The following is a 23,419-nucleotide window of genomic DNA, read 5'->3' as shown; positions in this document are numbered from 1 at the left end:
CGTCAAGCCCAAGACGGCCTTTGAACAGGTTCTTAAACCCAGGCCACCACCATCGGGTTCTTGCGCGAGAAAAGCGCCACGTGCGCGTCGATCGCATGGCGCACCCTGGCCAGTGCCTCGGCATTGTCAGCGCTGCAGACAAAAGTCAGCGTATCGCCGTCGGCCCGCAAACGGCAGTGGCCCCAGGGGAACTGGGCCTCGCCCTGCTGGCTGTCGTACTGCACGCTGATCTTGCGGCTGAAGTGGTAGCACAGGCGCTGCAGATAGCGGCTGGCCTCAGGCGTCATCACCTGGCCTTGGGTAGTGACGCTTGTCAGGGCGGGCTCGGACATGGCGCTCAGTCCTCGATGGCCATCGCCAGTGCCTGCTGGGCCGCTGGCAGCATGGCGCTGCCGTGGTCGGCCCCCGGAAAGCTGGCATAGCGCAGCGCCAGGCCTGGGGCGCCGCGCAGGCCTTCCATCAAAGCTGGAATGCCTGGCGCGTTCTGGCGCTGGCGCCGTATCGCATCGCGGGCCGGGTCGCTGGAAGGCGCAGGCGCTGTCGTCTGCTTGGCAGGCCGCGCCTCGCGCTCGCCTTGCGTCAGCAACAGCTGCAGCGCTGGCGCATCCGCCGGCTGGCGGGCGGCATGGTCCACAAAGCCGGGCAAGGCCTGCAGCACAAAACCATCGCGCCACCAGATTGAGGGGCTGGCAGCAACATAGCGCTGAAAGCCGCCCGGCCGGGTCAGCAGCGCATGCAGCACGCAGAGGCCGCCATACGAGTGGCCAAAAAAGGTCTGGCGCGCCCGGTCGATCGGCCAGCTCGCTTCCACCAGCGGGCGTACCTGCTGGTCGATGAAATCGAGGAAATGGTCGGCCCCGCCCTCGGCACGCCCGCGCTCATCGGTAGCCGGGCCGGGCGCAGGCGGTGTGTAGTCATAGCTGCGGGCGCTCAGGTCCAGCACCGCGCTGTCCGCATAGCCCAGGCCGACGACCACGGCGCCTTGCGTGGGCACCGAGGGGCCGCGCGCAAAGCGGTTGCGCATCAGCTGCGCGGTGGGTGTGAACAGCAAGTTGCCGTCCAGCAAATAGAGCACCGGGTAGCCCTGGGGCGGTGGCGGGGCGGGCGGCACGGCCACCATGATGCGGTGCACGCGCTCGGGCGCGCCCGGGCCGGGCATGCCGGGGGCGCGCAGGTCCAGCTGCCGGGTGCCGGGCAGGGTCACGGGTGGGGCGTCCTGCAGGCTGCTTTGCCAGGCGCAGCCGGGCAGCGCAAGCGCGGCGCCCAGGCCCAGCAAGCGGCGCCGGGTCACATCGGCCAGCTGGGCCAAGGGCAGGGTGGGGAAGGTGGGCAGGGCGATGTGCATAGGGGCTGGGCTTGCGGCAAATCAACCATGGGCTTGAGAATGATTTGCATTAAGAAATTATCATGGCAAGCATGGCACAAACCCGCTTGGCCCATGTTTGCTGCAGCAAGAAAAATGTTTGCGCATGCCGGGCATCCCTTCCACGCTCTACCGGCCTGGCCTATGCACAGCGCTGATCCCGCATCCAGCCCAGACCCGGATCAGGCGGATCTGCGCGCGCATGTCTCGCGGCTGCGCGAGCTGCGCCCGGGACTGCATCTGCACAGCGAAGACGGTTGCGACCTGCGCGACCAGACCGCGCGGGCTGAGATCGATGCCGGGCTGCGCCTGGTGGTGCTGTTGGAGGGGCGGATTGATGTGTCCTACGGTTTGACCCGGGTGGCGCTGAGCCATGCGGGCGCGGGCGCCAGCGCGGCGCTGGTGTCGGTGGCGGAGCGCGAACGCTTTGAGCGGCGGGCGCGCTCGGGTGTGTATTCGCGCCGCGTCAGCCTGGGGCTCACTCCTGCCTGGCTGGCCCAGGCCGGTGGTGGCGACGGGGCCGCCTGGCCCGATCTGCAGCGCTTCATGCACGAGCACCTCGCTACGCGCCACTGGCAGCTGTCGCCCCGCGCCGCGGTGATTGCCGAGCAGATCGTGCATCCGCCCGGCTTGACGCCGCTGCTGCAGCACATGTACCTGGAAAGCCATGCGCTGGAGCTGCTGGGCGAGGCACTGGCCACCTTGGGCGATGGCGAGGCCGCCGCCCCTGGCGCCAGTGCGGCAGGCCTGCTGCCGCGTGAACACCAGCGGCTGCGTGAGCTGCATGCCTTCCTGGCCTCGGGCCAGGCCGATGCGCTGTCGATGGATGCGATTGCGCGCCAGGCCGGTGTCAATGCCAGCACCTTGCAGCGCCAGTTCCGCAGCGTGTACGGCACCACCGTGTTTGAGTTCTTGCGCGAATGCCGGCTGCAGCGCGCCCGCCAGGCGCTGGAGCGCGACGGCATCACCGTGGGCCAGGCGGCGCTGCTGGCCGGCTATACCAGCGCCGCCAACTTTGCCACCGCCTACCGCAGGCGCTTTGGCCTGGCGCCCAAGCTGGCGCGGGTACGGGTCTAAAAGCGCCCCCTTTACCTCCGGTTTGTTCGCCCGGCCCCCAACCGGGCGGCACTGCCGCTGGCGCAAACATCTTTGTTGCCCGCGCAAACCACGGAGCGCCCCCGGGATGGAAGAATTCAGTACTTGGTAATGAAAATCATTTGTCTTTCAAAAAAGGGGCGGTATGTCGATCCAGGCAGGGGAACAGGGGTGGCGCTTGCGCGCCGTGGCAGCAGCGGTGCTGGTAGTGGGGGTGCAGGCAGCAGCGCAGGCACAAACCCCGGCAGCGGCAACCACAGCGTCGGAGCAGGATCCGACCTTGGAGACGGTGCAGGTGCTGGGCACGGCAGAAAGCGCCTGGAAGCAGGCGCCGGGCGTATCGACTGTCACGCGCGAAGACCTGGACAGCCAGCCCAGCAATGACCTGGCCGATGTGCTGCGCCAGCAGCCCGGTGTGAACCTGACCAGCAACTCCAGCAGCGGCCAGCGCGGCAACAACCGCCAGATCGACCTGCGCGGCATGGGCCCGGAAAACACCTTGATCCTCGTCGATGGCAAACCCGTCAACAGCCGGGGATCGGTGCGCTACGGCTGGCGCGGCGAACGCGACACCCGGGGCGACATGAACTGGGTGCCGCAGGAGGCCGTCGAGCAGATCGAGGTGCTGCGCGGTCCCGCTGCCGCGCGCTACGGCAACGGGGCCGCTGGCGGCGTGGTCAACATCATCACCAAGGGCATCCCCGACAAGCTGAGCGGCAGCGCGACGGTGTACTACAACCAGCCAGAAGATTCGCGCGACGGCAGTAGCAGCCGCACCAGCTTCTCGCTGGCCGGGCCCATCTCGGAGCAGCTGGGCTTTCGCCTGAGCGGCAATGTGGACAAGACCGATGCGGACGCCTGGGACATCAACAAAGGCCATGCCTCGACCCGCACCGGCATCTATGCCGGCACCTACCCGGCCGGCCGCGAAGGCGTGCGCGACCGCAACCTCTCGGGGCGCCTGAGCCTCAAGCCCGCAGCGGGCCACCGCATCGACTTGGATGCCAGCTTTGCGCGCCAGGGCAACATCTACGCGGGCGATACGCAAAACACCAACAACTACACGGTCGATGCGAATGGCAACCTGGTCGCCACCTCGCAGCGCGTGCTCGATGCGCTGGGCACCGAGACCAACCGCATGTACCGCTCCACCTATGCCGTCACGCACAAGGGCGAGTACGACTTTGGCAGCTCCACCGCCTACCTGCAGTACGAAACCACGCGCAACACCCGCCTGAACGAGGGCCTGGCCGGTGGCACCGAAGGCCTGTTCTCCAGCGATGCCTATGGCACCTCCAAGCTCGACATCCTGACCGCCCATGGCGAGGTCAGTGCCCGGGGCACATGGGGCAGCCTGCCCCATGTGATGACGGTGGGCGCCGAGTGGGTGGAGCAAAAACTCGAAGACAGCAACTCGGTATCGCAGACCACTACCGAAGCCGGCAGCGTGCCGGGGGTGGACAACACCGGCCGCAGCGGCAAGATCTCCTCGCGCATTGCCTCGGTCTTTGTCGAAGACAACATCGAGCTCAATGCCCGCACCTTGCTGACCCCAGGCCTGCGCCTGGACCAGCACAGCGAGGTGGGCACCAACTGGAGCCCGTCGCTGAACCTGTCGCACTACCTGACCGACAAGGTGACGTTGAAAGCCGGCGTGGCACGGGCCTACAAGGCCCCCAACCTCTACCAGATGAACCCCAACTACCTGCTCTACAGCCGGGGCATTGGCTGCTGGGGCGCGGGCGGTGCCTGCTATTTGATGGGCAATGCCGACCTCAAGCCCGAGACCAGCATCAACAAGGAACTGGGCATCGAATACGCCGACGAGGGCCTGCTGGCCGGTGTGACCCTGTTCCACAACGACTACCGCAACAAGATCGATGCGGGCATGACACCCATCGGCACCGCGACCGGCGGTACGGGCGCCTATGCCAACGCCGATGTGTTCACCTGGACCAATATCCCCAAGGCGGTGGTGTCGGGCGTGGAAGGCACCTTCAACATCAAGCTCAGCCCTGCGGTGCGCTTGAGCAACAACCTGACCTACATGGTGCAGAGCAAGAACAAGACCACCGGCGAGCAGCTGTCCATCATCCCCAAGTACACGCTCAACTCGCGGGTGGAATGGCAGACCACCAATGCCTTGCAACTGCTCGGCTCGGTGACCTGGTATGGCGGCCAAAAGCCCAACAAGCTCGACTACCAGGGCCTGCCGTTGACCGGCGAAGAAACCCGCCGCCTGGCCCCCTATGCACTGGTGGGCGTGGGCGCGCGCTACAGCTTCAGCAAGGATGTCACCTTGACCGCCGGGATCAAGAACCTGTTTGACAAGCGCCTCTACCGCATGGGCAATGCCGTGGGCGTGAACAACCCGCGCACCATCTACGGTGCCGGTGCCGCGACCTACAACGAGCCGGGCCGCTCGTTCTATGCGTCGCTGACCGCCAGGTTCTGATCGGCATCTACGTAAAAAAGGCCAGTGGCATGCCGCTGGCCTTTGGCGTTAGAACCTTCGCTGGAGATCAGGTCCCACCCACATAGGGGTTGCTCTGGCGTTCGCGGCCAAAGCTGCTCTCGGGGCCATGGCCGGGGATGAACACCGTCGCATCGCCCATGGGCCACAGCCGCTGGGTGATGGAGTCGATCAGCTGCTGGTGGTTGCCCTGGGGGAAATCGGTGCGGCCAATGCTGCCGGCAAACAGCACATCGCCGACAAAGCAGCGCGTGATTTGCGGCGCATGGAAGACCACATGGCCAGGGGTGTGGCCAGGGCAGTGGCGCACCTGCAGGGTCTCCTGCCCGATGCTGACCGTATCGCCATCCTGCAGCCAGCGCGTGGGCACAAAGCTTTGCGCGGGCGGAAAGCCAAACATCTGGCTTTGCTGGGGCAGGCCATCAATCCAGAATTGGTCGCCCGGGTGCGGGCCAATGATCGGCAGGCCGCGCTGCTCGGCCAGCTCACCGGCGCCGCCGGCATGGTCGATATGCGCATGGGTCAGCCAGATGGCCTTGAGCTGCAGACCGAGGCGTGCAATCTCCGCCTCGATGCGGTCCAGATCGCCGCCGGGATCGATGACGGCGGCCTCCATCTGCTGGTCGCACCAGACCAGGGAGCAGTTTTGCTGAAACGCGGTAACGGGAATCGTGTGGTAGTGGAGCATTGTTTGTTGGGGCTGGCGGCAGCGCGCAGGCCGGCGGATGCGGGGCGCAATCTGGCTATTGTGCGGCAAGCTGCGGTGGGCTTGAGGCTGGCTGGGGTTCAGAGCCGCCAGTGGCGGGTGCCGCTTTGGGGATGCCTCGTAAAATCAGCGCTTCGCCCATCGGTTCGTCTTTTCTGGAGTCTTGATGCCCCGCCCCCCTGCCTTGCCCCGTTCGGATTGGGTGCTGCGCAGCCCAACGTCCGACAGCCTGGAGCGCATCGAGGCCTGGTTCCAGGGCAATGCCTACGCGATGCACCGGCACGACACCTATGCAATAGGGCGCACCCTGGCGGGCGTGCAAAGCTTTCACTACCGGCGCGGCCGGCGCGACAGCCTGGCCGGCAGCACCCTGGTGCTGCATCCCGACGAGGCGCATGACGGACAGGCCGGCACGGACGAGGGCTTCCGCTACCGCATGGTCTATGTGGCGCCCGCGCTGATCCAGGACATTCTGGGCGGCAGCGCTTTGCCCTTTCTGGAAGGCGGCATCACCGACGACCCGGCGGTATCGGCCGCTGCCCAGGCCTTGCTGCAAGGTGTGGATGATATTGTCGAGCCCTTGGAGCAAAGCGATGCGCTGGCACAGCTGGCCCATGCGCTGGCCGCTGCCACCGGCGGGCCCGGCACGCGGCGTGCCAAGGCCAAGGGCGACTACCAGGCCGCCCGCCGCGCGCGTGACTATCTGCAGGCCCATGCCACCCGGGTGGTGGCGCTGGACGAGTTGGAAGCGGCTACCGGCCGCGACCGCTGGAGCCTGTCGCATGATTTCCGCATGTTCTACGGCACCAGCCCCTATCGCTACCTGACCATGCGCCGGCTCGATGCCCTGCGGCGCCTGCTGCTGGCGGGCCTGTCACTGGCCGAGGCTGCCCAGGACGCCGGCTTTGCCGACCAAAGCCATATGACGCGCCATTTTCTGAAGACCTTTGGCATCACCCCGGGGCGCTGGCTGCAGGTGATGCGCCATGCACCCCCTCGCTGAACCTGGCACCACAAACGTTCAATACGTCCGGGCTGCGCATGCTTAAGCTGGCTGCTGTTTTCAACACCTACAGCAACACCATGTCCGCACCTGCCGAAACCTCTCGCGCACCCCACCACCGAGGCCAAGGCCAGTCCATCGATCTGCTGGACAAGATCGCACAGCTGCAGGGCCACTGGCAGCCGCGCGTGGTCGCAGAGATGAACGACTACCAGTTCAAGGTCGTCAAGATCGCCGGCGAATTTCTTTGGCACCAGCACAGCGACACCGATGAGACCTTTATCGTCCTGGGCGGCCAGCTGCGCATCGACCTGCGCGATGCCAGCGGCAGCATCCGTGCCCTCCACCTGCAGGCCGGCCAAATGGCCGTCATCCCCCAGGGCCTCGAGCACAAGCCCTTTGCGCAGGACGAGGTCCAGCTGCTGCTGATCGAGCCGCGTGGGGTGGCGAATACGGGGGATGGGGAGGCGGGAGCGCGTACGGTGGCGAATGATCTCTGGATCTGAGCGCGGCCCATGCAAAGGCGGAAGATGCCGGGCCTCGCGGCATCTTCGCTAGAATTTTTGCTTGGAGAGTCGCCTGAATAATCGGCCATTCTCTAGCGCAATAAAGCACCAAAAACAGCGAGGGAGATATTGGCGATGAGCGCAGTATTGCGAGTTTCAGCTTTGAATGTGGAAGCTTGTTTGGTGAATACCACGATCCAACCCTATCGGCTGGAAAGCGGCACCGCCCATTTCCTGGTGAGCGACTGCGACTTCGATGATGTTCCCGGCCAGCTGCAGGATGCGTTGGCATTTCTAAGTGACCATGCCGCCGATATCCGATGGATGATGCAGACGCCGGAGTCGGCCGCGACGCTGGTCTTTGCGCGAGAGGCCTGAGAGGAAGGGTTTCAATATCTGGCCTTTCCTGCTGTGCTCGTACAGCTTGCCGGAGCCTTGGGAATCGGGCTGGAAATTTCTTTATACCCGGTGCACACGCCTTGAGTAGTACGCCATGCATTTGCACACTGCATGGTATGTATTGGCGAATGCAATATTGCTGAATTGCTGTATATACTGCCTCAATAATCAAAGGAGGCAGAAGGTGAAAAAAGCGCTGGGTATTCCATTTTTTCAATCCATCATTTTGGCGGGCGCCGCGCTGATAAGCAGCCCTGGTTGGGCAGCACGTGATTTCACGCCCCAGGCGGGCACCTGGGTGGTGAGCGATGAACTGGACGGCAAGCCTGGCCGAGGCCTGGCGATTGATGTGCAGGGCAACACCTTCTTCATGCAGGTGTTTGGCTATGAGAAGAATGGGGATGCAACGTTCTACACAGCCACCGGCCAGATGGACGGCAACAGCGTCACTGCGCCACTGATGCGCTACAAAGGCGGCCGCAGCTTTGGAAGCGAAGCGCGCGATGCCGTTGAAGACAAATCCATTGGGGATGTGCGTGTGAGTTTTCGCAACGGCGTTGCTGGCACGGTGCAGTTCCCCGGCGAGCCAGAGATGGCTATCGAACGCTTTGTGGTGCGCAGCGATGACGCCAACGTCACGAACCCGCGTGCGCAAACGGGGATACGCGTGCTGTCGATGCTGGTGCTGGATGGCCAAGGTGATGTGAGCAACCAATGGAAGAGCGAACTGACGCGGATGTCGGATGGCCGCTTCCGACTCACTTTGATGGAGGCACAGGCAGGGTACAACACCCCTTACTTCACTGCTTTTGAAGAGTTGAACTGCGAACTGCAGGGTCAGCGCGCGCGTTGGCATTGCTCGCACCCCAACACAGCCACACCGGCCAATGATGCGGCGAGCTATCGCGTGGCGGCATTGACTTTTGAGCTGGTGGGCTATGACCTGGTGGGCAGCGTGCAATTGCAAGGTGCACCGGCGGGAAAGGCGCAAACCATTACTGGCTATAACCTGGGAGCGCACGAGGTTGGCGGCCGTCGCCAAGAGGGCAACACAACATGGACCACCTCTGTCGAGCAGAACTACCAGCGCGGGCTTTTTTTGCGCGGTGGAGCGTGCCAGGTCAGCTGCTTTTCCACGGAAAACGTCTCGACCTTGATGCCCATCAATGGCACCTGGGTGGTAGAGGATGAGCTGACCGGCAAGCCGGGCAGAGGACTGGCGCTGGACATCCAGGGCAATACGGCCATCTTGCAGGTCTACCATTACCGCGACGATCTGCAGCCGAGCTTTCATATGGGCAGTGCGGCCTATCTGAGCAAAGGGGTGAAATCCATGGCTTCGGTGGCCTCCATTCCGATGGATGAGTATGCAGGCGGCCGCAGTGTGGGCGGTGCCAAGCAATCCGCGCAATGGCGCAGCCAGGCAGGCCATGCACAGCTGGAGTTTGCCTACGATATCGCCAATGACCGCTCTGATACCCCGCCCAACGAAGCGTCGTTGTGGTGGACCGTAGGCCAATTACAGTTACCCGGAGAAAGCCCGGTCCGTATCCGCCGTTTGCAGTTGGAGAAGCCGGCCAATTTCCCGGAGGCAATGCTCGGCAAGTGGTTTCTCCATCGGGCCCAGAAGACCTTGGAGCTGACCCAGGTGGTTGGAGACGTGGTGACCACAGCTGATGGCTCGGTGTTTTGTTCTTTGGTGAGCGATCGATACGATGCGGACGTCAGTTGCGGGCAACTTGCTCCCCAGATAGGTTGGGCTTGGCACCAGTTCTTGCAAATGCCGATCATGAACCGTGGTGGCACGATGACCCGTTTGCGTGATCGGCACGGCAATGCGATGGGGCTGGGTGGATTGGACTGAAGTGCCAGGGCGCGATAGGCGGCCCTAGGCAAAAATGCGCGTAGCCCAAACCGCTGGCCCGTGATACAAGGGGTTCAGCGCTGCAGGCATGGCCGGGCATACCGGCGCTCTGCAAGCGAGTTGATCCCTGAACCAGGAGCGCGCATCCATGTCCAGTACCTTGTCACCGACGTCCGCAGCAGAGGCGCCGCAGCCGCCGCCAGCCAACCCGCAGTGCATAGGGGTGCCGCGCGAGATATTCGCCGGTGAAAAGCGCGTGGCCACCGTGCCTGCGGTGGTGGAGAAGCTGGTGAAACTGGGCTTTCGTGTCAGCGTCGCGGCAGGCGCTGGCGAGGCGGCCAGTTTTGGCGACGAGGCCTACCGCGCAGCGGGTGCGCAGGTGCTGCCCAGCTCGGCGATCTGGGCGGGGGCCGACATTCTCTTCAAGGTACGGCCACCTACTGCCGAAGAAATCCAATGGATGCATGCCGGCCAGATCCTGGTCGGCTTTGTCTGGCCTGCGCAAAACCCCGAGCTGATGGCGCAGCTGGCAGCCAAGGGGTTGACGGTGCTGGCGATGGATGCGCTGCCGCGCACCTTGAGCCGCGCGCAGAAGATGGATGCGCTGACCTCGATGGCAGGTGTCAGCGGCTACCGGGCAGTGGTCGAGGCGGCCCATGCCTTTGGGCGCTTTTTCAGCGGGCAGATCACGGCGGCGGGCAAGGTGCCGCCTGCGCAGGTGTTTATTGCGGGTGCCGGGGTTGCGGGTTTGTCGGCAATCGGCACGGCCGTCAGCCTGGGCGCGGTGGTGCGCGCCAACGATACGCGGGCCGAGGCGGCGGACCAGGTGGTGTCGCTGGGCGGTACCTTTGTACCGGTGGACTATGCCGAAGAGGGCGGTGGTGGCGGCGGCTACGCCAAGGTGATGAGCGAGGGCTTTCAGGCGGCGCAACGCCAGATGTATGCGCAGCAGGCCGCATGGGCCGACATCATCATTACCACGGCCCTGATCCCCGGCAAGCCCGCGCCGCGCTTGATCACGGCCGAGATGGTGCAGGCGATGAAGCCCGGCAGCGTGATTGTGGACATGGCCGCCGAGCAGGGCGGCAACTGTGAGCTGACGGTGCCCGGCGAGGCCGTGGTGCGCCATGGCGTGACGATTGTGGGCTACACCGACCTGGCCTCGCGCCTGGCGGCGCAGTCCTCCACCTTGTATGCCAACAACCTGCTGCGCCTGACCGAGGAGCTGTGCAAGGCCAAGGATGGGCATGCGGTGGTGAACATGGAGGACGATGCGATCCGGGGCCTGACGGTGGTGTACCAGGGCAGCATCAGCTGGCCCGCGCCTGCGCTGGCGGCGGCGCCCGTGGCCAAGCCGGCAGCGGCTGCTGCTACTGCTGCTGCGGGCACGGCAGCAGCCAGCCCGGCTGCGGCCAAAAAGCGGGGCCATGGCCATGGTGCCGGCAGCCCTCTGCCTGCGCGCACCTTGGCCATCCTCTTTGCGGTGCTGGCGCTGCTCTTCTGGCTCATTGGCGCCCATGCGCCGGCGGCCTTCCTGGGCCACCTCACGGTGTTTGTGCTGGCCTGCTTTATCGGCTACATGGTCGTCTGGAACGTGACGCCCGCGCTGCACACGCCGCTGATGAGCGTGACCAATGCGATATCCAGCATCATCGCCATTGGCGCGCTGGTGCAGATAGCGCCGCCCAGCGTGGTGGGCACGGACCGGCCGGGGCTGCTGATTGGCGCACTGGCCTTTGTGGCCTTGGTGCTCACGGCGATCAATATGTTTGGTGGTTTTGCGGTGACGCGCCGCATGCTGGCCATGTTCCGCAAATAGGCCAGGGGGTAGAACCGCATGACCGAAAGCCTCGCAACCGTTGCCTACCTGGGCGCTGCCATTTTGTTCATCCTCAGCCTGGGCGGGCTGTCACACCCCGAGACCGCGCGGCGCGGCAATCTGCTGGGCATGCTGGGCATGGGCCTGGCGGTGCTGGTGACCGTGTTTGGCCCGCGCGTGTCGCAGTCCGGCGTGGTGGCGATTGTCATCGCGCTGGTGCTGGGTGGCGGCATAGGCCTGTATGCCGCCAAGCGGGTCAAGATGACCCAGATGCCCGAGCTGGTGGCGCTGATGCACAGCCTGGTCGGCCTGGCCGCCTGCCTGGTGGGTTTTGCCAGCTATGTCGATACCTCGCATCCGCTGCAAGGCGCTGAGAGAGCCATCCACGCGGCCGAGGTCTATATCGGCATTCTCATTGGCGCGGTTACCTTCTCGGGCTCGCTGGTGGCTTTTGGCAAGCTCAATGGCCGCATTGGTGGCAAGCCGCTGCTGCTGCCCGGACGGCATCTGCTCAACCTGCTGGGGCTGGTGGTGGTGGTCGCGCTGGGCTGCTGGTTTGTGCAGACCGCATCGATTGGCCTGGGCATGCTGGCGCTGCTGGTGATGACCGCCATCGCACTGCTGTTTGGCGTGCACATGGTGATGGCCATTGGCGGCGCCGACATGCCGGTGGTGGTGTCGATGCTCAACAGCTACTCGGGCTGGGCCGCAGCCGCTACCGGCTTCATGCTGGGCAATGACCTGCTGATCGTCACTGGTGCTTTGGTGGGCTCGTCGGGAGCGATCCTGAGTTACATCATGTGCCAGGCGATGAACCGCAGCTTTATCAGCGTGATTGCCGGCGGCTTTGGCAGTGGCGCGCCCGCAGCGGCGGGCCAGGCAGGCGCAGCGCCCCAGGGCGAAGTAGTGGCGGTAACAGCGGCCGACACCGCCGAGATGCTGCGCGAGGCCAAGCGCGTGGTCATCGTGCCCGGTTACGGCATGGCCGTGGCCCAGGCCCAGCACACCGTCAACGAGATCACCCGTACCCTGCGCGAGCGCGGGGTGGAGGTGCGCTTTGCGATCCACCCGGTGGCGGGCCGCATGCCCGGCCACATGAATGTGCTGCTGGCCGAGGCCAAGCTGCCCTATGACATCGTGCTGGAGATGGACGAGATCAACGACGACTTTCCCGATACCGATGTGGCCATGGTCATCGGCGCCAACGACATCGTGAACCCCGCTGCGCAGGATGACCCCACAAGCCCCATTGCCGGCATGCCGGTGCTGGAGGTCTGGAAGGCGCGCCAGTCCATCGTGATGAAGCGCTCGATGGCGACCGGCTATGCCGGCGTGGACAATCCGCTGTTCTACAAGGACAACAACCGCATGCTGTTTGGCGATGCCAAGCAGATGCTCGATGAGGTGCTGGCAACGCTCAAGAGCGAGGTTTAGCGCTGGCTAGCACCTACCATTCGAAGGCGGAGTCGCTCGTGGGAAAGCGCTCGACCGGGCACTCACCGCTGCGGGCAAAGCGATCGGCATAGTTGAAGCGGTAGGCCATCTCGCTGCCGTTGCGGCAGGCTTGGCCACCGTAGAGCCTGGCATAGGTGGCACGTGCGCCGCTGCTGCTGCGGTAGGTGTCTTCGGCCTTGAAGACCAGCTTGCCGTCCTTCTGCTGGATGCGCAGGGTGCCGAAAGAGGCATTGTTGGGGGTCTCGTAGTCCACCAACATGTCAGGCCCCTGCTGCCCCAGTTGCGAGATGATCAGAAAGTTGGCACGCTGCTCAGCCACCAGCTGCTCGTGGCTCAGCACGCGCATACCGGGTGTGGATTGCAGCTTGGCCGCCAGCGGCAGTGCCTTGCCTTCCAGCACCACAATGGCTGTAGTGTTGGGTGGCGCATCGCGGGTAGGCCCGGCCAGTAGCGACTTGGACAGCCGCTGGGTCAGCGCTTCCACCAGTTCCTGCGCACTGTAGTCGGACGCATCCTTGGCGCAGGCGGCTGTGCTGGCCAGCAGGCAGGCCAGAAGGAAAGGGGCAGTAGAAAGGCGCATGGAAGCTCCCGGATGAAGGGCAGGGCTGCCCAAGCCAGGCGACCCGTTGGATGACTTACAGCTGGAAGTCGTAATCGATGGTGATCGGGGCGTGGTCCGAGAACTTCACATCCTTGTAGATGTGTTCCTTGCGGGCCAGTGCGGCAATCGCTGGCGTGGCCAGGTGGTAGTCCAGGCGCCATCCCACGTTGTTGGCATAGGCCTGGCCCCGGTTGCTCCACCAGGTGTAGCAGGCGTCGGTGGTATCGGGCTGCAGCACGCGGTACACGTCGACCAGGCCGCCGGTCTCGGTCTCCTTCTCCAGCAGCTGGGTCATCCAGCTGCGTTCTTCGGGCAGGAAGCCGCTGTTCTTCTGGTTGCTGCGCCAGTTCTTGATGTCGGCATTGGTATGGGCAATGTTGACATCGCCGCAGAGGATGAAGTCGCGTTCGGCGCGCAGGCGCATCAGGTGCGGGTGCAGCTCGGCCAGAAAGCGGTACTTGGCGGCTTGGCGGATCTCGCCCGAGCTGCCGCTGGGAAAGTAGCAGCTGATGATGGAGAGCTTGCGCGTGGGCGTGTCAAAGCGCAGCTCCACATAGCGGCCCTCGGCATCGAACTCGTTGGGCGAAAAGCCGATCACCACATCGCTGGGTGCATGGCGGGTGTAGATGCCCACGCCCGAATAGCCCTTCTTCTCGGCGAACTGGAAATACCCGTTCATCTCGTCGATGACGTCGAACTTGTCCAGCATATCCGCTTGCTGTGCCTTGATTTCCTGCACACAAATACAATCGGGCCGGGTTGTCTCAATCCAGGGGATCACGCCCTTGGTGGCAGCGGAGCGGATGCCGTTGAGGTTGAGGCTGGTTAATTTGAACAAGGATTGGGTCATGGTCGTTAGTCTCCCACAGTCAGGCGCGGATGCGCAGCTGGCGCAGGATTTTGTAGAGTTTGCCGTGGACGCTGGCGTGCTGCGCTTTGGGCAGTTCACCACCAAGGCCGGCCGCGTCAGCCCGTATTTCTTCAATGCGGGCCTGTTCGATGATGGCGCCAAGATGGCGCGGCTGTCCGAATTCTATGCAAAAGCGATTCTGGCCAGCGGTGTGGCGTTCGACATGGTCTTTGGCCCGGCCTACAAGGGCATTCCGCTGGCCGCGACCGTGGCCGTGGAGCTGGCGCGCCAGGGCAAGAACGTGCCCTTTGCCTACAACCGCAAAGAGGCCAAGGACCATGGCGAAGGCGGCAGCCTGGTGGGCGCGCCGCTCCAAGGCCGGGTGCTGATCATTGACGATGTGATGTCTGCCGGCACTGCTGCACGCGAATCGATTGCGCTCATCAAGGGCGCTGGCGCCATTCCCTATGCGATGGCCATTGCATTGGACAGACAGGAAAAAGCCACTGAGAATGGCCAGGATGTTGCGCATAGCGCCGTGCAATATGTGCGTGACCAGCTGGGAATGCAAGTCTGCACCATTGCCAAGCTGGAGGACCTGCTGGCCTTTTTGGGCCAGGGCGCGGCGGCAGAATCGATGCGCGAACACCACAGTCAGGTATTGGCGTACCGAGAACGCTATGGCGTAGACAATTGATAATTAGAATTCGATAGTTTTGAATTATAAGGATCTGACAATGCGCAAGGACTGGTGTGTCGCTGTTTTGGCCATGGTGATGCTGGCATCTGCCGGCGCCAGCCACGCCCAGAAGTCCCCGTCCACCACCACGGTCTACAGCTGCGTGGATGCGGGTGGCCGCCGCTTGACGGCGGATCGCCCCATTCCTGCCTGTGCGGACCGGGAGCAGCAGGTCACGATGCCCGGCGGTGCGGTGCGCACGGTTGGGCCTTCCTATTCCGAGCGCGAGCGCGCCGAGCAGGCTGCCCAGCAGCGGCGTGAGGCAGAAGAGCGCTACCGCGCCAATGACGGCAAGCGCCGTGAGCGCGCGCTGGCCACGCGCTTTCCCACCAAGGCGGCCCATGATGCCGAGCGCGCCGAGGCCGTCGATGTGCTGCGTGCGCAGATCCGCATCGTGCAGGAGCGCCGCACTTTCTTGCTCGAAGACCGCAAAAAGATCGACCAGGACATGGAGTTCTACAAGAAAGACCCCAGTAAGGCGCCTGCCCCGCTGCAGGCGCGCCTGGAAGGCAACCGCCGTGACTTCAAGGAAGTGGACGATCAGATCGCCACGATCAACGAAGAAATCAAGGCCACCAACCTGCGCTTTGACGAAGAGGCCCAAAGCCTCAAACCCTACTGGACCCCGGCTGCTTCCAGGTAGCCGCGCGCAACCCCCATGCCCCTCGATACCCTCGCCCCAGGCTTGGCATTGGCCGATGACCAGCGCGCGCGTTGCAGCTGGTGCATGGCCTCGCCCCTCTACCAGCACTACCACGACCATGAATGGGGCTTCCCCGTGCATGATGACCGCCGCTTGTTCGAGAAGATCTGTCTGGAAGGCTTTCAGGCCGGCCTGAGCTGGCTGACGATTCTGAACAAGCGCGAGTCCTTCCGGGCGGCTTTTGCGCAGTTTGATGCGCGGCAGGTTGCGCAGTTCGGTGCCGAGGATGTGCAGCGCCTGCTGGCCGACGCCGGCATTGTGCGCCACCGGGGCAAGATCGAGGCGGTGATCAACAATGCACAGCGCCTGGCCGAGCTGCAGCGAGAATTTGGCAGTTTTGACGCCTACCTGTGGCGCTTTGCGCCGGCGCCCGGCAGCCGGCCTGACCGCATCACCCTGGACGCCGTGCGCCAGATGGGCGTGGCGCCCGAGGCGGTGGCCCTGTCCAAGGACCTGAAAAAGCGCGGCTGGAAGTTTGTCGGCCCGACCACGGTCTATGCCTTCATGCAGGCCATGGGCATGGTCAATGACCACCTGCATGGCTGCCATGTGCGGGATGGCCGGCCGGTTTGAGCCCCGTGGCGCTACAGCGCCGATAGCTCGCTGACCAGCAGCGAATAGCGCTGCAGCGATACGTAGGCGCCATCGCGCTTGCTGCAGTCGCGCAACAGGCCTTCATGGCAAAAGCCCAGGCGGCCCAGCAAACGGGTCGATGCCGCATTCTCGGGCTCCACATAGGCCACCACGCTGTGCAAGCCCAGCTGCGCAAAGGCGCTGGGCAGCCACTGGCGCAGCGCCTGGCCCATCCAGCCCTGGCCCCAGTGGTCGGGCAGCAGCCAGTAGCCCAGGTCGGCACTGTCGGCCTCGTCGTCATGGTCGTAAATGCCGACGGCCGCGATGACGGCGCCGTCCAGCAGCACCGCCTGCCACCAGCCGCTGCCTTCGCTGGCCACCGACGCATACCAATCGAGCTGCTCCTGCGCGATCGCGCGGGCATCGCTGTGTACTGTTTCCAGGCCGTAGAACGCAGTCAGCCGCGCATCCCCCATCGCATGGGCGACGACGAACAGGTCGGCGGGGGAGAAATCACGGAAATGGAGGCGGGCGGGCTGCAGCATGGTGCAAGCCTAGCACCGGTCGGGGGCGGTGCTGTGGCGCGGCGCAAGGAGATCGTAAACCGGTTTCCTAGGCGGCTACATGCCAGCGCGCGGGCTGGTGGCTGCCGACGGTCTGGATGCCCAGCAGCGCTGCATTGCGCTGCAAAACGGCTTCAAACTGCGCGCCACTGGCACCGATCTGCTCCGCGGCGCCATCCCAGTAGTCGTCGGCAATCTGGGCGGCGGTAAAGTCACGGTGCGTGAACTTTTGCACAATGTTGCGCAGTTTGTCGAGGTTGATGCTGTCGATATCGGTCATGGCAGGCCTCCAACTCAGATGTAAGCACCAGTGTCGCCCAAATGGCGCGGCTGTCAATCGGCAATCGCCACCACATGCGACGCTAGCCGCGCATGGCCGCCGTGCTGCGCAGCAGGCGCTGCACCAAGAACGCGCCCACCCAGGCGACACCGCCTATCCACAGCGGCACCAATACATAGCTGCTGGCGCGCGCCCACTGGCCCAACTCGTCCAGCTCCCTCAGCGGCCACAGTGCCAGACCCAGGCCAAAGGCCCACCAGGCCAGCGCAAACAGCGCAAAGGCCCAGGGCAGCCAGGCGGGGCGGCCGGCGGCTGCGCGTTGTCGGGCAGGGCGGTTCTGCAGAAACATCCACAGCACGGCAGCCAGCACCAGCAGCAAGGACAGGCCTGCCGCCACCGGCCACCACAGCGCCAGCGGCAAAAAAGCCAGGGTCAGCGAATCCATGGAGCCCGGCCTTTATTCCTTGTTGCAGAGCATGGAGTCAGCGAGGCTGCCCACGGTCACCCGCATGTTCTTGCCCTTGTGGGCCTGCACGGCCCAGGTGTCGCTCAAGTCCTCGGGCACCAGGTCCTTGTCTTGCATCAGCTCTGGCTTCTTGTGCTCGGAGCGGTCCTGCTTGACCACCTCGGGCACGATCATCGTGATGGTGCTGCCTTGCATGCGCCAATGGCCCGTGCCTTGCAGCACAAAGCGGTACTGCTGCTCGGTACTGGGCATGTCATAGGCCAGAAAGGCCTGCGAGCGCAACGTGTGGTCGGGGTTGAACTGGTTGGTGTAGGTAAAGCTGGCGCTGTCCTTGCCCATGCTGATCTGGAACTGGCATTCCCAGACGCCAGCCAGGTCGGCCTCGCTGATGCTGGCTGCTGCAGGCGCTGGTGCCTGAGGCGCCGGTTTGTCGCTGGGCGCCGCCTGCTGGGGTGCGCGCGGCGCGGGCTCAGCCTCTTTTTTGGAGGGCCAGAGGCTGGAGCAGGCCGCCAGGCCGGGGATCAGCAGCAGGCAGCAGGTAGTGCGGAAGAGGGGAGTCAATGGCATCTGCGCACTCTACCAAAATACCGTGAAGCAGCGGCCCAGGCCTGAGAACCGGTTCTTTGTAGCCCCCGGCCGCTCACTGTTTAGTCTGCCAAGGTGGGGTAGTCGGTATACCCCTTCTCGCCACCACCATAGTAGGTGCTGTTGTCGCCCTCGTTCAGTGCCGCGCCCCTGCGCAGGCGCTCGACCAGATCCGGGTTGGCGATGTAGGGGCGGCCAAAGGCGACGATGTCGGCCTGGCCGCTGGCCACGGCCTGTTCGGCCAGTTCGCGGTCATAGCCGTTGTTCACCATCCAGGCGGCCTTGCCGCCAGCGCGGCGGTATTCCGCCTTGAAGGCTTCGTAATCGAAGGGCCGGCCTTCCACCTCGCGCGGGCCACCGGTGGCGCCTTCGATCACATGGATATAGGCCAGGCCCAGCGGCGCCAGCTGGTGGGCCAGGTAGGTGAACAGGCTTTGCGGATCGGCGTCATCAATGCCATTGGCGGGGGTGACGGGCGAGAGCCGGATGCCGACGCGGCCACGGCCTACCGCATCGATCACCGCGCGGGTGACTTCGAGGGTCAGGCGGGCGCGGTTTTCGATCGAGCCGCCGTAGTCGTCGCGGCGCGCATTGGCGCCGGTCTTCAGGAACTGGTCCAGCAGGTAGCCATTGGCGCCATGGATCTCGACGCCGTCAAAGCCGGCCGTCTTGACCGCATTGCGGGCAGCTGCAGCAAAGCTGTGCACGATGCCGGGGATCTCCTCGGCATCCAGTGCGCGCGGCTCGGAGGTCGGCTCGAAGCGGCCTTCTCCCGTGGCATGGTCAATCAGGTAGGTCTTGGTCTTGGCAGTGATGGCCGAAGGGGCCACCGGGGCCTGCTGGTCCGGCTGCAGCAGGCGGTGCGAGACGCGGCCCACATGCCACAGCTGGCAGACGATCTTGCCGCCCTTGGCATGCACGGCACTGGTCACCTTGCTCCAGCCGTCAAGCTGGTCCTGCTCGTACAGGGCGGGCACGTCGGCATAGCCCTGGCCCTGGTGGCTGATGGCGGTGGCCTCGGTGATCAGCAGCCCGGCGCTGGCGCGCTGGGCATAGTAGGTGGCTGTCATCGGCTGGGGCACGGCGTTGGGCGAGCGGTTGCGGGTCAGCGGGGCCATCGCAATGCGGTTGGCCAGGGCCAGATCACCGACCTGAATCGGGTCGAACAGGCTGTGGGTGGGGGCAGTTGTCATGCAAAACTCCTTGCGGTTGTGTCACAGAATCACCTGCTTTTTGTACCACGCAGCACAGCCCTTTGCAGGCCAGGGTTGAAGCCCGGCTGCTGTCGGCGAACCACCCGGCTGCCGGAAACCCAAGCAAATCAAGGGTTTCAATACTGCAAAGCAGCATTTGCAGGTCGATGGCCTTGGCCGCCCGCATACTAGGGTCAACCCGACAACACGTAATGGCAAAGGTTCTGCGCCATGATCGATCCGGGTCTGCCAGCTGCCGATCGCAGCCGTGTGGGCAGACCGCTGTCGTTTGTGAAAGAGAAAGCGCGCATTCATGACCAAAACATCGCTGGATAAATCGAAGATCAAGTTCTTGCTGCTTGAGGGCATCCACCCTTCCGCACTCAAGGTGCTGCAGGCGGCGGGCTATACCCAGGTCGAGGCGCTGACCGGCGCCTTGGAGGGCGAGGAGCTCAAGCGCAAGATCGCTGACGTGCACTTTGTCGGCATCCGCTCCCGCACGCAGCTGACGGCCGATGTGTTCGCCGCAGCCAACAAGCTGGTCGCCGTGGGTTGCTTTTGCATCGGCACCAACCAGGTCGATCTGAATGCGGCGCGTGAGCGCGGTATTGCGGTCTTCAACGCGCCTTTCTCCAACACCCGTTCCGTCGCTGAGCTGGTGCTGGCCGAAGCCATCCTGCTGCTGCGTGGCATCCCCGAGAAGAACGCGGTATCGCACCGGGGCGGCTGGAAGAAAAGCGCCGACAATGCCTTCGAGATCCGGGGCAAGACCCTGGGCATCGTCGGCTACGGCTCCATTGGCACGCAGCTGTCGGTGCTGGCCGAAGGCCTGGGCATGAAGGTCGTGTTCCATGATGTGGTCACCAAGCTGCCGCTGGGCAATGCCCACCAGGCCACCAACCTGACGGCGCTGCTGGAGCAGTCCGACATCGTGACCCTGCACGTGCCCGAGCTGGCCTCGACCCACAACATGATCGGCGCGGCGCAGATTGCCGCGATGAAGCCCGGCAGCATCCTGATCAATGCCTCGCGCGGCACCGTGGTGGACCTAGACGCGCTGGCCCAGTCGCTGAAGGACAAGAAGCTGCTGGGCGCTGCCATCGACGTGTTCCCGGTCGAGCCCAAGAGCAACAAGGATGAGTTCCAGTCGCCGCTGCGCGGCATGGACAACGTGATCCTGACACCGCACATCGGCGGCTCGACGATGGAAGCCCAGGCCAACATCGGCCTGGAAGTGGCAGAAAAGCTGGTCAAGTACAGCGACAACGGCACCACCACCTCGGCGGTCAACTTCCCCGAGGTGGCTCTCCCCGAGCACCCGGGCAAGAACCGTATCCTGCACGTGCATGAGAACCGCCCCGGCATCCTGTCCGCCATCAACCAGGTGCTGGCCGACAACGGCATCAACATCGCCGGCCAGTACCTGCGCACCGATGAAAAGGTGGGCTATGTGGTGATCGACATCGACCAGGAGTCGTCGGCACTGGCGCTGGAGAAGCTGGCCCAGATCGCCGGCACCATCCGCTGCCGCGTGCTGTTCTGATGCGGCATCCACCGCACAGCGTCCCAGCGGCGCCGGTGCGGTGGATGGCTTTGGAAAAGGTTCTTAGACATCGAAAAAAGAGGCTTATGCCTCTTTTTTCTTAGCTGCTATTGGCATATCGATGCATGAAATGCGTCGTTGTAGTGGCGCGGGCCCCTGCCTAGCATGAAGGCTTCCACCTGATTGCCAGCCCACGAGGAGCGCCCATGAATGCCATCACCAATGTTCGCCACCTGAGCCCCGCGGCCGATACCGCTGCCGCTAATGCCCTGCACATCGAGCCCCTGGCGGGCCGCATTGGCGCGGTGGTGCATGGCGTGTCGCTGTCGGGGGCGCTGGAGCCCGCGCTGTTTGCCCAGATCAAGGCCGCGCTGCTGCAGCACCGGGTGATTTTCTTCCGGGGCCAGCAGCACCTGGATGACGCCAGCCACCAGGCCTTTGGCCGCTTGTTTGGCGAGATCGAAGCGCACCCCACCGTGCCCGCACCCGATGGCACGGCCTTCCTGGAGCTCAATTCCCAGCACGGTGGCCGGGCCGATTCCTGGCACACCGATGTGACCTTCAAGGCGGCCTTTCCCAAGGTCTGCGTACTGCGCGCCGTCACCTTGCCCGGCCATGGTGGTGACACCGTTTGGGCCAATACTGTCGCCGCCTATGAAGGCCTGCCCGCTCCGCTGCAGCAACTGGCCGAGCAGCTCTGGGCCGTGCATGGCAATGATTACGACTATGCGGAGAACTTCCGCCAGAACACCACCGCCAGCCAGAGCGAGACGCAGGGCCGCGCCAGCTACCGCAAGGTGTTCACCAGCAAGACCATCGAGTCCGAGCAACCGCTGGTGCATGTGCATGCCGAAACGGGCGAGAAGGCGCTGCTGCTGGGCCACTTTGCCAAGCGCATCAAGGGCCTGCGCAGCAATGAGTCTGCGGCCTTGCTGCAGCTTTTCCATGAGCGCATCGTGCGCCTGGAAAACACAGTGCGCTGGCACTGGCAGCCGGGCGATGTGGCCATCTGGGACAACCGCGCCACGCAGCACTACGCCGTCAATGACTACGCCGACGCCCATCGCGTGATGCGCCGCGTCACGGTCACTGGCGATGTGGCCACTGCAGTCGATGGGCGCACCAGCGTCGATCTGACGGTGCGCGAGCCCGCCGCTGCCTGAACCCGGGCCAGGCAGACGGCCTGGTCCACCCCTCGACTCGACAACACCCGCAGCGCTGGGGGACATGAACGCCTGCGCCCGCTGAAGAAGACTCTCCATGACCCGAACCACCTACCACTACGAAGGCGGCCTCTTGGTGCCGCGCCGCAAGCTGCTGGTCTCTGCACTGGCAGCCGGTGCCGGCAGCGTGCTGGGCTTTCCCGCACTGGCGCTGGACAGCAAGCCGCTCAAGGGCGTGACGCTCAATACCTCGCTGTACAGCTCGCCATATTCCAAGCTGCTGCGGCCCTGGATTCCCGAGTTCGAGGAGGCGACGGGCGCCAAGGTGAACTTCGACACGCCCGGCTTTCCGGTCTACAACCAGCGTGCCGACCTGGAGCTGTCCACCAAGGGTGCAGCTTTTGATGCGGTCAATGTCACCTTCATCTATTCGAGCCGCTGGATCAACTCGGGCTGGCTGACGCCGCTGGACGGCTATATCAACGATCCGAACAAAACGCCGGCGAACTTTGACATCCGCGACTTTCTGGAAGGCGCGCTGGCGCCCGAGCGGGGCCGCGATGGCCAGCTCTATGGCATCCCCTGGCAGGCCGAGGTGACGATTGCCGCCGCCTCGCGCTTTGATGTGCTCAAGCAGTCGGGCCTGGCCTTTCCCGATACAACAGACGCCTGGCTGGAAGCGGCCAAGCTGCTCAACCGCAAGGAGCGCGCGGCGGGCTTTGTCACCGACAACCACTATGGCTGGACCTTCATCCCCTTCCTGCAGGCCTTTGGCGGCGATGTGTTCCGCAAGGCGCCGGATGACCTGTTCCCGACCCTCGACAGCCCCGAAGCGATAGCGGCGGCCGACTATTTTGCCCGCCTGCTGCGCGAATACGGGCCTGACGGTGTGGTCTCCTACACCTCGGACCAGGCGGTGCAGTCGCTCAAGGCCGGGCGCAGCCATTTGAGCGTGCAAGGCCAGATCAACCTCTCGCAGCTGGCCGACGCATCGAGCAGCAAGGTGGCGGCATCGGCCGCCTGGGGCCAGGTGCCCAAGGGCGTGGCCGGGCGCTTTCCGGGCACCGCCATCCATGGCTGGGGCATCCCGGTGGGCAGCAAAAACAAGGATGCCGCCTGGCAGTTCATCCGCTGGGCGACCTCCAAGGAAACCCTGCAGCGTGCCGTGGCCGCCGGCTATGGCTCGCCGACACGCCGCTCGGACATCGACTCCCCCATCTACCGTGAGCGCCAACGCGCCAATGGCTATGACATTGCGGCGCTGGTGACCGCATCGGTGGACCTGTCAGCCAAGCAGGGCCATATGAAATACCGCACCGTGGCCGCCTACCCGCAGGTGGACCAGCAGATCAACAAGGCCATCGAGTTGATCGTCACTGGCCAGCGCACGCCCGAGCAGGCCATGAAGCAGGCGCAGACCGCGTCGATTGCCGAGCTGCGCCGCGCTGGCGTCTCGGTCTGACAGGCCAGGAACGCG

Annotated in this window: 24 protein-coding genes; 14 read left to right on the top strand and 10 right to left on the bottom strand. The window is 64.5% G+C overall.

Annotation, left to right across the window (positions count from 1 at the left end; all coding sequences use genetic code 11):
• Window positions 1–32 precede the first annotated feature (32 nt).
• Window positions 33–332, bottom strand: coding sequence for a DUF2218 domain-containing protein (locus tag LPW39_RS08275; protein ID WP_230773398.1), 300 nt, complete (start codon window positions 330–332; stop codon window positions 33–35).
• Between the two features lie 5 nt (window positions 333–337).
• Entirely contained in the window at window positions 338–1,345 is a 1,008-nt protein-coding gene (locus tag LPW39_RS08270) for an alpha/beta hydrolase (RefSeq protein ID WP_230773397.1), read from the bottom strand.
• A gap of 162 nt (window positions 1,346–1,507) precedes the next feature.
• On the opposite strand from LPW39_RS08270, the gene LPW39_RS08265 reads away from it, so the two are divergent.
• Both LPW39_RS08265 and LPW39_RS08260 read left to right on the top strand, forming a co-directional pair.
• Complete coding sequence (locus LPW39_RS08265; RefSeq protein ID WP_230773395.1) at window positions 1,508–2,440, top strand: helix-turn-helix transcriptional regulator; 933 nt, start codon at window positions 1,508–1,510, stop codon at window positions 2,438–2,440.
• Between the two features lie 163 nt (window positions 2,441–2,603).
• On the top strand, window positions 2,604–4,913 hold the full coding sequence (locus LPW39_RS08260) for a TonB-dependent siderophore receptor (RefSeq protein WP_230773393.1): 2,310 nt from the start codon (window positions 2,604–2,606) through the stop codon (window positions 4,911–4,913).
• A gap of 67 nt (window positions 4,914–4,980) precedes the next feature.
• Here LPW39_RS08260 and LPW39_RS08255 read toward each other — a convergent pair whose 3' ends face one another.
• Window positions 4,981–5,619, bottom strand: coding sequence for an MBL fold metallo-hydrolase (locus LPW39_RS08255; RefSeq protein ID WP_230773391.1), 639 nt, complete (start codon window positions 5,617–5,619; stop codon window positions 4,981–4,983).
• 184 nt (window positions 5,620–5,803) lie between these two features.
• Between LPW39_RS08255 and LPW39_RS08250 the strand changes: the two genes are divergently transcribed.
• From LPW39_RS08250 to pntB, 6 genes are all read left to right on the top strand, one after another.
• Window positions 5,804–6,640 carry an AraC family transcriptional regulator gene (locus LPW39_RS08250; protein ID WP_230773389.1) on the top strand — a complete coding sequence of 279 codons (837 nt, stop codon included), beginning with the start codon at window positions 5,804–5,806 and terminating at the stop codon, window positions 6,638–6,640.
• A gap of 80 nt (window positions 6,641–6,720) precedes the next feature.
• Complete coding sequence (locus LPW39_RS08245) at window positions 6,721–7,146, top strand: cupin domain-containing protein (protein WP_230773387.1); 426 nt, start codon at window positions 6,721–6,723, stop codon at window positions 7,144–7,146.
• Window positions 7,147–7,281: 135 nt separating this feature from the next.
• Window positions 7,282–7,524: a hypothetical protein gene (locus LPW39_RS08240; RefSeq protein WP_230773385.1), complete on the top strand. Its 243-nt coding sequence runs from the start codon at window positions 7,282–7,284 to the stop codon at window positions 7,522–7,524.
• Window positions 7,525–7,729: 205 nt separating this feature from the next.
• Complete coding sequence (locus LPW39_RS08235) at window positions 7,730–9,409, top strand: hypothetical protein (protein ID WP_230773383.1); 1,680 nt, start codon at window positions 7,730–7,732, stop codon at window positions 9,407–9,409.
• 148 nt (window positions 9,410–9,557) lie between these two features.
• A complete protein-coding gene (locus LPW39_RS08230) occupies window positions 9,558–11,228 on the top strand; it encodes a Re/Si-specific NAD(P)(+) transhydrogenase subunit alpha (RefSeq protein WP_230773380.1) in 1,671 nt (556 codons plus the stop codon).
• 18 nt (window positions 11,229–11,246) lie between these two features.
• Window positions 11,247–12,662 (top strand): Re/Si-specific NAD(P)(+) transhydrogenase subunit beta, encoded by a 1,416-nt coding sequence (gene pntB / locus LPW39_RS08225; protein WP_230773377.1) that lies wholly within the window; start codon window positions 11,247–11,249, stop codon window positions 12,660–12,662.
• A gap of 13 nt (window positions 12,663–12,675) precedes the next feature.
• On the opposite strand, the gene LPW39_RS08220 is transcribed toward pntB, so the two are convergent.
• Both LPW39_RS08220 and LPW39_RS08215 read right to left on the bottom strand, forming a co-directional pair.
• The gene (locus tag LPW39_RS08220; protein ID WP_230773371.1) at window positions 12,676–13,263 is read right to left on the bottom strand and encodes a hypothetical protein; all 588 of its coding nucleotides are present in this window, start codon (window positions 13,261–13,263) and stop codon (window positions 12,676–12,678) included.
• Between the two features lie 55 nt (window positions 13,264–13,318).
• Window positions 13,319–14,122, bottom strand: a complete 804-nt coding sequence (locus LPW39_RS08215) for an exodeoxyribonuclease III (RefSeq protein WP_182345519.1) — start codon at window positions 14,120–14,122, stop codon at window positions 13,319–13,321.
• A gap of 10 nt (window positions 14,123–14,132) precedes the next feature.
• On the opposite strand from LPW39_RS08215, the gene pyrE reads away from it, so the two are divergent.
• From pyrE to LPW39_RS08200, 3 genes are read left to right on the top strand one after another with little or no spacing between them, the layout of a single operon-like run.
• Window positions 14,133–14,831 (top strand): orotate phosphoribosyltransferase, encoded by a 699-nt coding sequence (pyrE, locus tag LPW39_RS08210; protein WP_230773370.1) that lies wholly within the window; start codon window positions 14,133–14,135, stop codon window positions 14,829–14,831.
• Window positions 14,832–14,871: 40 nt separating this feature from the next.
• Window positions 14,872–15,516 (top strand): DUF4124 domain-containing protein, encoded by a 645-nt coding sequence (locus LPW39_RS08205; protein WP_230773369.1) that lies wholly within the window; start codon window positions 14,872–14,874, stop codon window positions 15,514–15,516.
• A gap of 15 nt (window positions 15,517–15,531) precedes the next feature.
• Entirely contained in the window at window positions 15,532–16,149 is a 618-nt protein-coding gene (locus LPW39_RS08200) for a DNA-3-methyladenine glycosylase I (RefSeq protein ID WP_230773367.1), read from the top strand.
• An 11-nt stretch (window positions 16,150–16,160) separates the two neighbouring features.
• Here the strand turns inward: LPW39_RS08200 and LPW39_RS08195 are convergent, their stop codons facing one another.
• From LPW39_RS08195 to LPW39_RS08175, 5 genes are all read right to left on the bottom strand, one after another.
• Entirely contained in the window at window positions 16,161–16,694 is a 534-nt protein-coding gene (locus tag LPW39_RS08195; RefSeq protein WP_230773365.1) for a GNAT family N-acetyltransferase, read from the bottom strand.
• A 67-nt stretch (window positions 16,695–16,761) separates the two neighbouring features.
• Entirely contained in the window at window positions 16,762–16,992 is a 231-nt protein-coding gene (locus LPW39_RS08190; RefSeq protein WP_021026822.1) for a hypothetical protein, read from the bottom strand.
• 82 nt (window positions 16,993–17,074) lie between these two features.
• Window positions 17,075–17,437 carry a hypothetical protein gene (locus tag LPW39_RS08185; protein WP_230773363.1) on the bottom strand — a complete coding sequence of 121 codons (363 nt, stop codon included), beginning with the start codon at window positions 17,435–17,437 and terminating at the stop codon, window positions 17,075–17,077.
• A gap of 12 nt (window positions 17,438–17,449) precedes the next feature.
• Complete coding sequence (locus LPW39_RS08180) at window positions 17,450–18,025, bottom strand: hypothetical protein (RefSeq protein WP_230773361.1); 576 nt, start codon at window positions 18,023–18,025, stop codon at window positions 17,450–17,452.
• A gap of 80 nt (window positions 18,026–18,105) precedes the next feature.
• Complete coding sequence (locus LPW39_RS08175; RefSeq protein ID WP_230773359.1) at window positions 18,106–19,236, bottom strand: alkene reductase; 1,131 nt, start codon at window positions 19,234–19,236, stop codon at window positions 18,106–18,108.
• A gap of 313 nt (window positions 19,237–19,549) precedes the next feature.
• Between LPW39_RS08175 and serA the strand changes: the two genes are divergently transcribed.
• From serA to LPW39_RS08160, 3 genes are all read left to right on the top strand, one after another.
• Window positions 19,550–20,779, top strand: coding sequence for a phosphoglycerate dehydrogenase (gene serA / locus LPW39_RS08170; RefSeq protein WP_230773357.1), 1,230 nt, complete (start codon window positions 19,550–19,552; stop codon window positions 20,777–20,779).
• Window positions 20,780–20,985: 206 nt separating this feature from the next.
• Window positions 20,986–21,942 carry a TauD/TfdA dioxygenase family protein gene (locus LPW39_RS08165; RefSeq protein WP_230773355.1) on the top strand — a complete coding sequence of 319 codons (957 nt, stop codon included), beginning with the start codon at window positions 20,986–20,988 and terminating at the stop codon, window positions 21,940–21,942.
• Between the two features lie 97 nt (window positions 21,943–22,039).
• Window positions 22,040–23,404 (top strand): ABC transporter substrate-binding protein, encoded by a 1,365-nt coding sequence (locus LPW39_RS08160; RefSeq protein ID WP_230773353.1) that lies wholly within the window; start codon window positions 22,040–22,042, stop codon window positions 23,402–23,404.
• Window positions 23,405–23,419 lie beyond the last annotated feature (15 nt).

This window comes from Comamonas koreensis (assembly GCF_021026195.1).
Taxonomy (GTDB): Bacteria; Pseudomonadota; Gammaproteobacteria; order Burkholderiales; family Burkholderiaceae_C; genus Comamonas; species Comamonas koreensis.
Note: the sequence above shows the minus strand (reverse complement) of the source record. Positions and strands in the feature narration are given on the sequence as shown.

What these genes read in the sequence shown, in the direction of transcription:
- LPW39_RS08275 (WP_230773398.1), bottom strand. Translation starts at nt 332, where the DNA reads ATGTCCGAGCCCGCCCTGACAAGCGTCACTACCCAAGGCCAGGTGATG.
- LPW39_RS08270 (WP_230773397.1), bottom strand. Translation starts at nt 1,345, where the DNA reads ATGCACATCGCCCTGCCCACCTTCCCCACCCTGCCCTTGGCCCAGCTG.
- LPW39_RS08265 (WP_230773395.1), top strand. Translation starts at nt 1,508, where the DNA reads ATGCACAGCGCTGATCCCGCATCCAGCCCAGACCCGGATCAGGCGGAT.
- LPW39_RS08260 (WP_230773393.1), top strand. Translation starts at nt 2,604, where the DNA reads ATGTCGATCCAGGCAGGGGAACAGGGGTGGCGCTTGCGCGCCGTGGCA.
- LPW39_RS08255 (WP_230773391.1), bottom strand. Translation starts at nt 5,619, where the DNA reads ATGCTCCACTACCACACGATTCCCGTTACCGCGTTTCAGCAAAACTGC.
- LPW39_RS08250 (WP_230773389.1), top strand. Translation starts at nt 5,804, where the DNA reads ATGCCCCGCCCCCCTGCCTTGCCCCGTTCGGATTGGGTGCTGCGCAGC.
- LPW39_RS08245 (WP_230773387.1), top strand. Translation starts at nt 6,721, where the DNA reads ATGTCCGCACCTGCCGAAACCTCTCGCGCACCCCACCACCGAGGCCAA.
- LPW39_RS08240 (WP_230773385.1), top strand. Translation starts at nt 7,282, where the DNA reads ATGAGCGCAGTATTGCGAGTTTCAGCTTTGAATGTGGAAGCTTGTTTG.
- LPW39_RS08230 (WP_230773380.1), top strand. Translation starts at nt 9,558, where the DNA reads ATGTCCAGTACCTTGTCACCGACGTCCGCAGCAGAGGCGCCGCAGCCG.
- pntB (WP_230773377.1), top strand. Translation starts at nt 11,247, where the DNA reads ATGACCGAAAGCCTCGCAACCGTTGCCTACCTGGGCGCTGCCATTTTG.
- LPW39_RS08220 (WP_230773371.1), bottom strand. Translation starts at nt 13,263, where the DNA reads ATGCGCCTTTCTACTGCCCCTTTCCTTCTGGCCTGCCTGCTGGCCAGC.
- pyrE (WP_230773370.1), top strand. Translation starts at nt 14,133, where the DNA reads ATGGTCGTTAGTCTCCCACAGTCAGGCGCGGATGCGCAGCTGGCGCAG.
- LPW39_RS08205 (WP_230773369.1), top strand. Translation starts at nt 14,872, where the DNA reads ATGCGCAAGGACTGGTGTGTCGCTGTTTTGGCCATGGTGATGCTGGCA.
- LPW39_RS08200 (WP_230773367.1), top strand. Translation starts at nt 15,532, where the DNA reads ATGCCCCTCGATACCCTCGCCCCAGGCTTGGCATTGGCCGATGACCAG.
- LPW39_RS08195 (WP_230773365.1), bottom strand. Translation starts at nt 16,694, where the DNA reads ATGCTGCAGCCCGCCCGCCTCCATTTCCGTGATTTCTCCCCCGCCGAC.
- LPW39_RS08190 (WP_021026822.1), bottom strand. Translation starts at nt 16,992, where the DNA reads ATGACCGATATCGACAGCATCAACCTCGACAAACTGCGCAACATTGTG.
- LPW39_RS08185 (WP_230773363.1), bottom strand. Translation starts at nt 17,437, where the DNA reads ATGGATTCGCTGACCCTGGCTTTTTTGCCGCTGGCGCTGTGGTGGCCG.
- LPW39_RS08180 (WP_230773361.1), bottom strand. Translation starts at nt 18,025, where the DNA reads ATGCCATTGACTCCCCTCTTCCGCACTACCTGCTGCCTGCTGCTGATC.
- LPW39_RS08175 (WP_230773359.1), bottom strand. Translation starts at nt 19,236, where the DNA reads ATGACAACTGCCCCCACCCACAGCCTGTTCGACCCGATTCAGGTCGGT.
- serA (WP_230773357.1), top strand. Translation starts at nt 19,550, where the DNA reads ATGACCAAAACATCGCTGGATAAATCGAAGATCAAGTTCTTGCTGCTT.
- LPW39_RS08165 (WP_230773355.1), top strand. Translation starts at nt 20,986, where the DNA reads ATGAATGCCATCACCAATGTTCGCCACCTGAGCCCCGCGGCCGATACC.
- LPW39_RS08160 (WP_230773353.1), top strand. Translation starts at nt 22,040, where the DNA reads ATGACCCGAACCACCTACCACTACGAAGGCGGCCTCTTGGTGCCGCGC.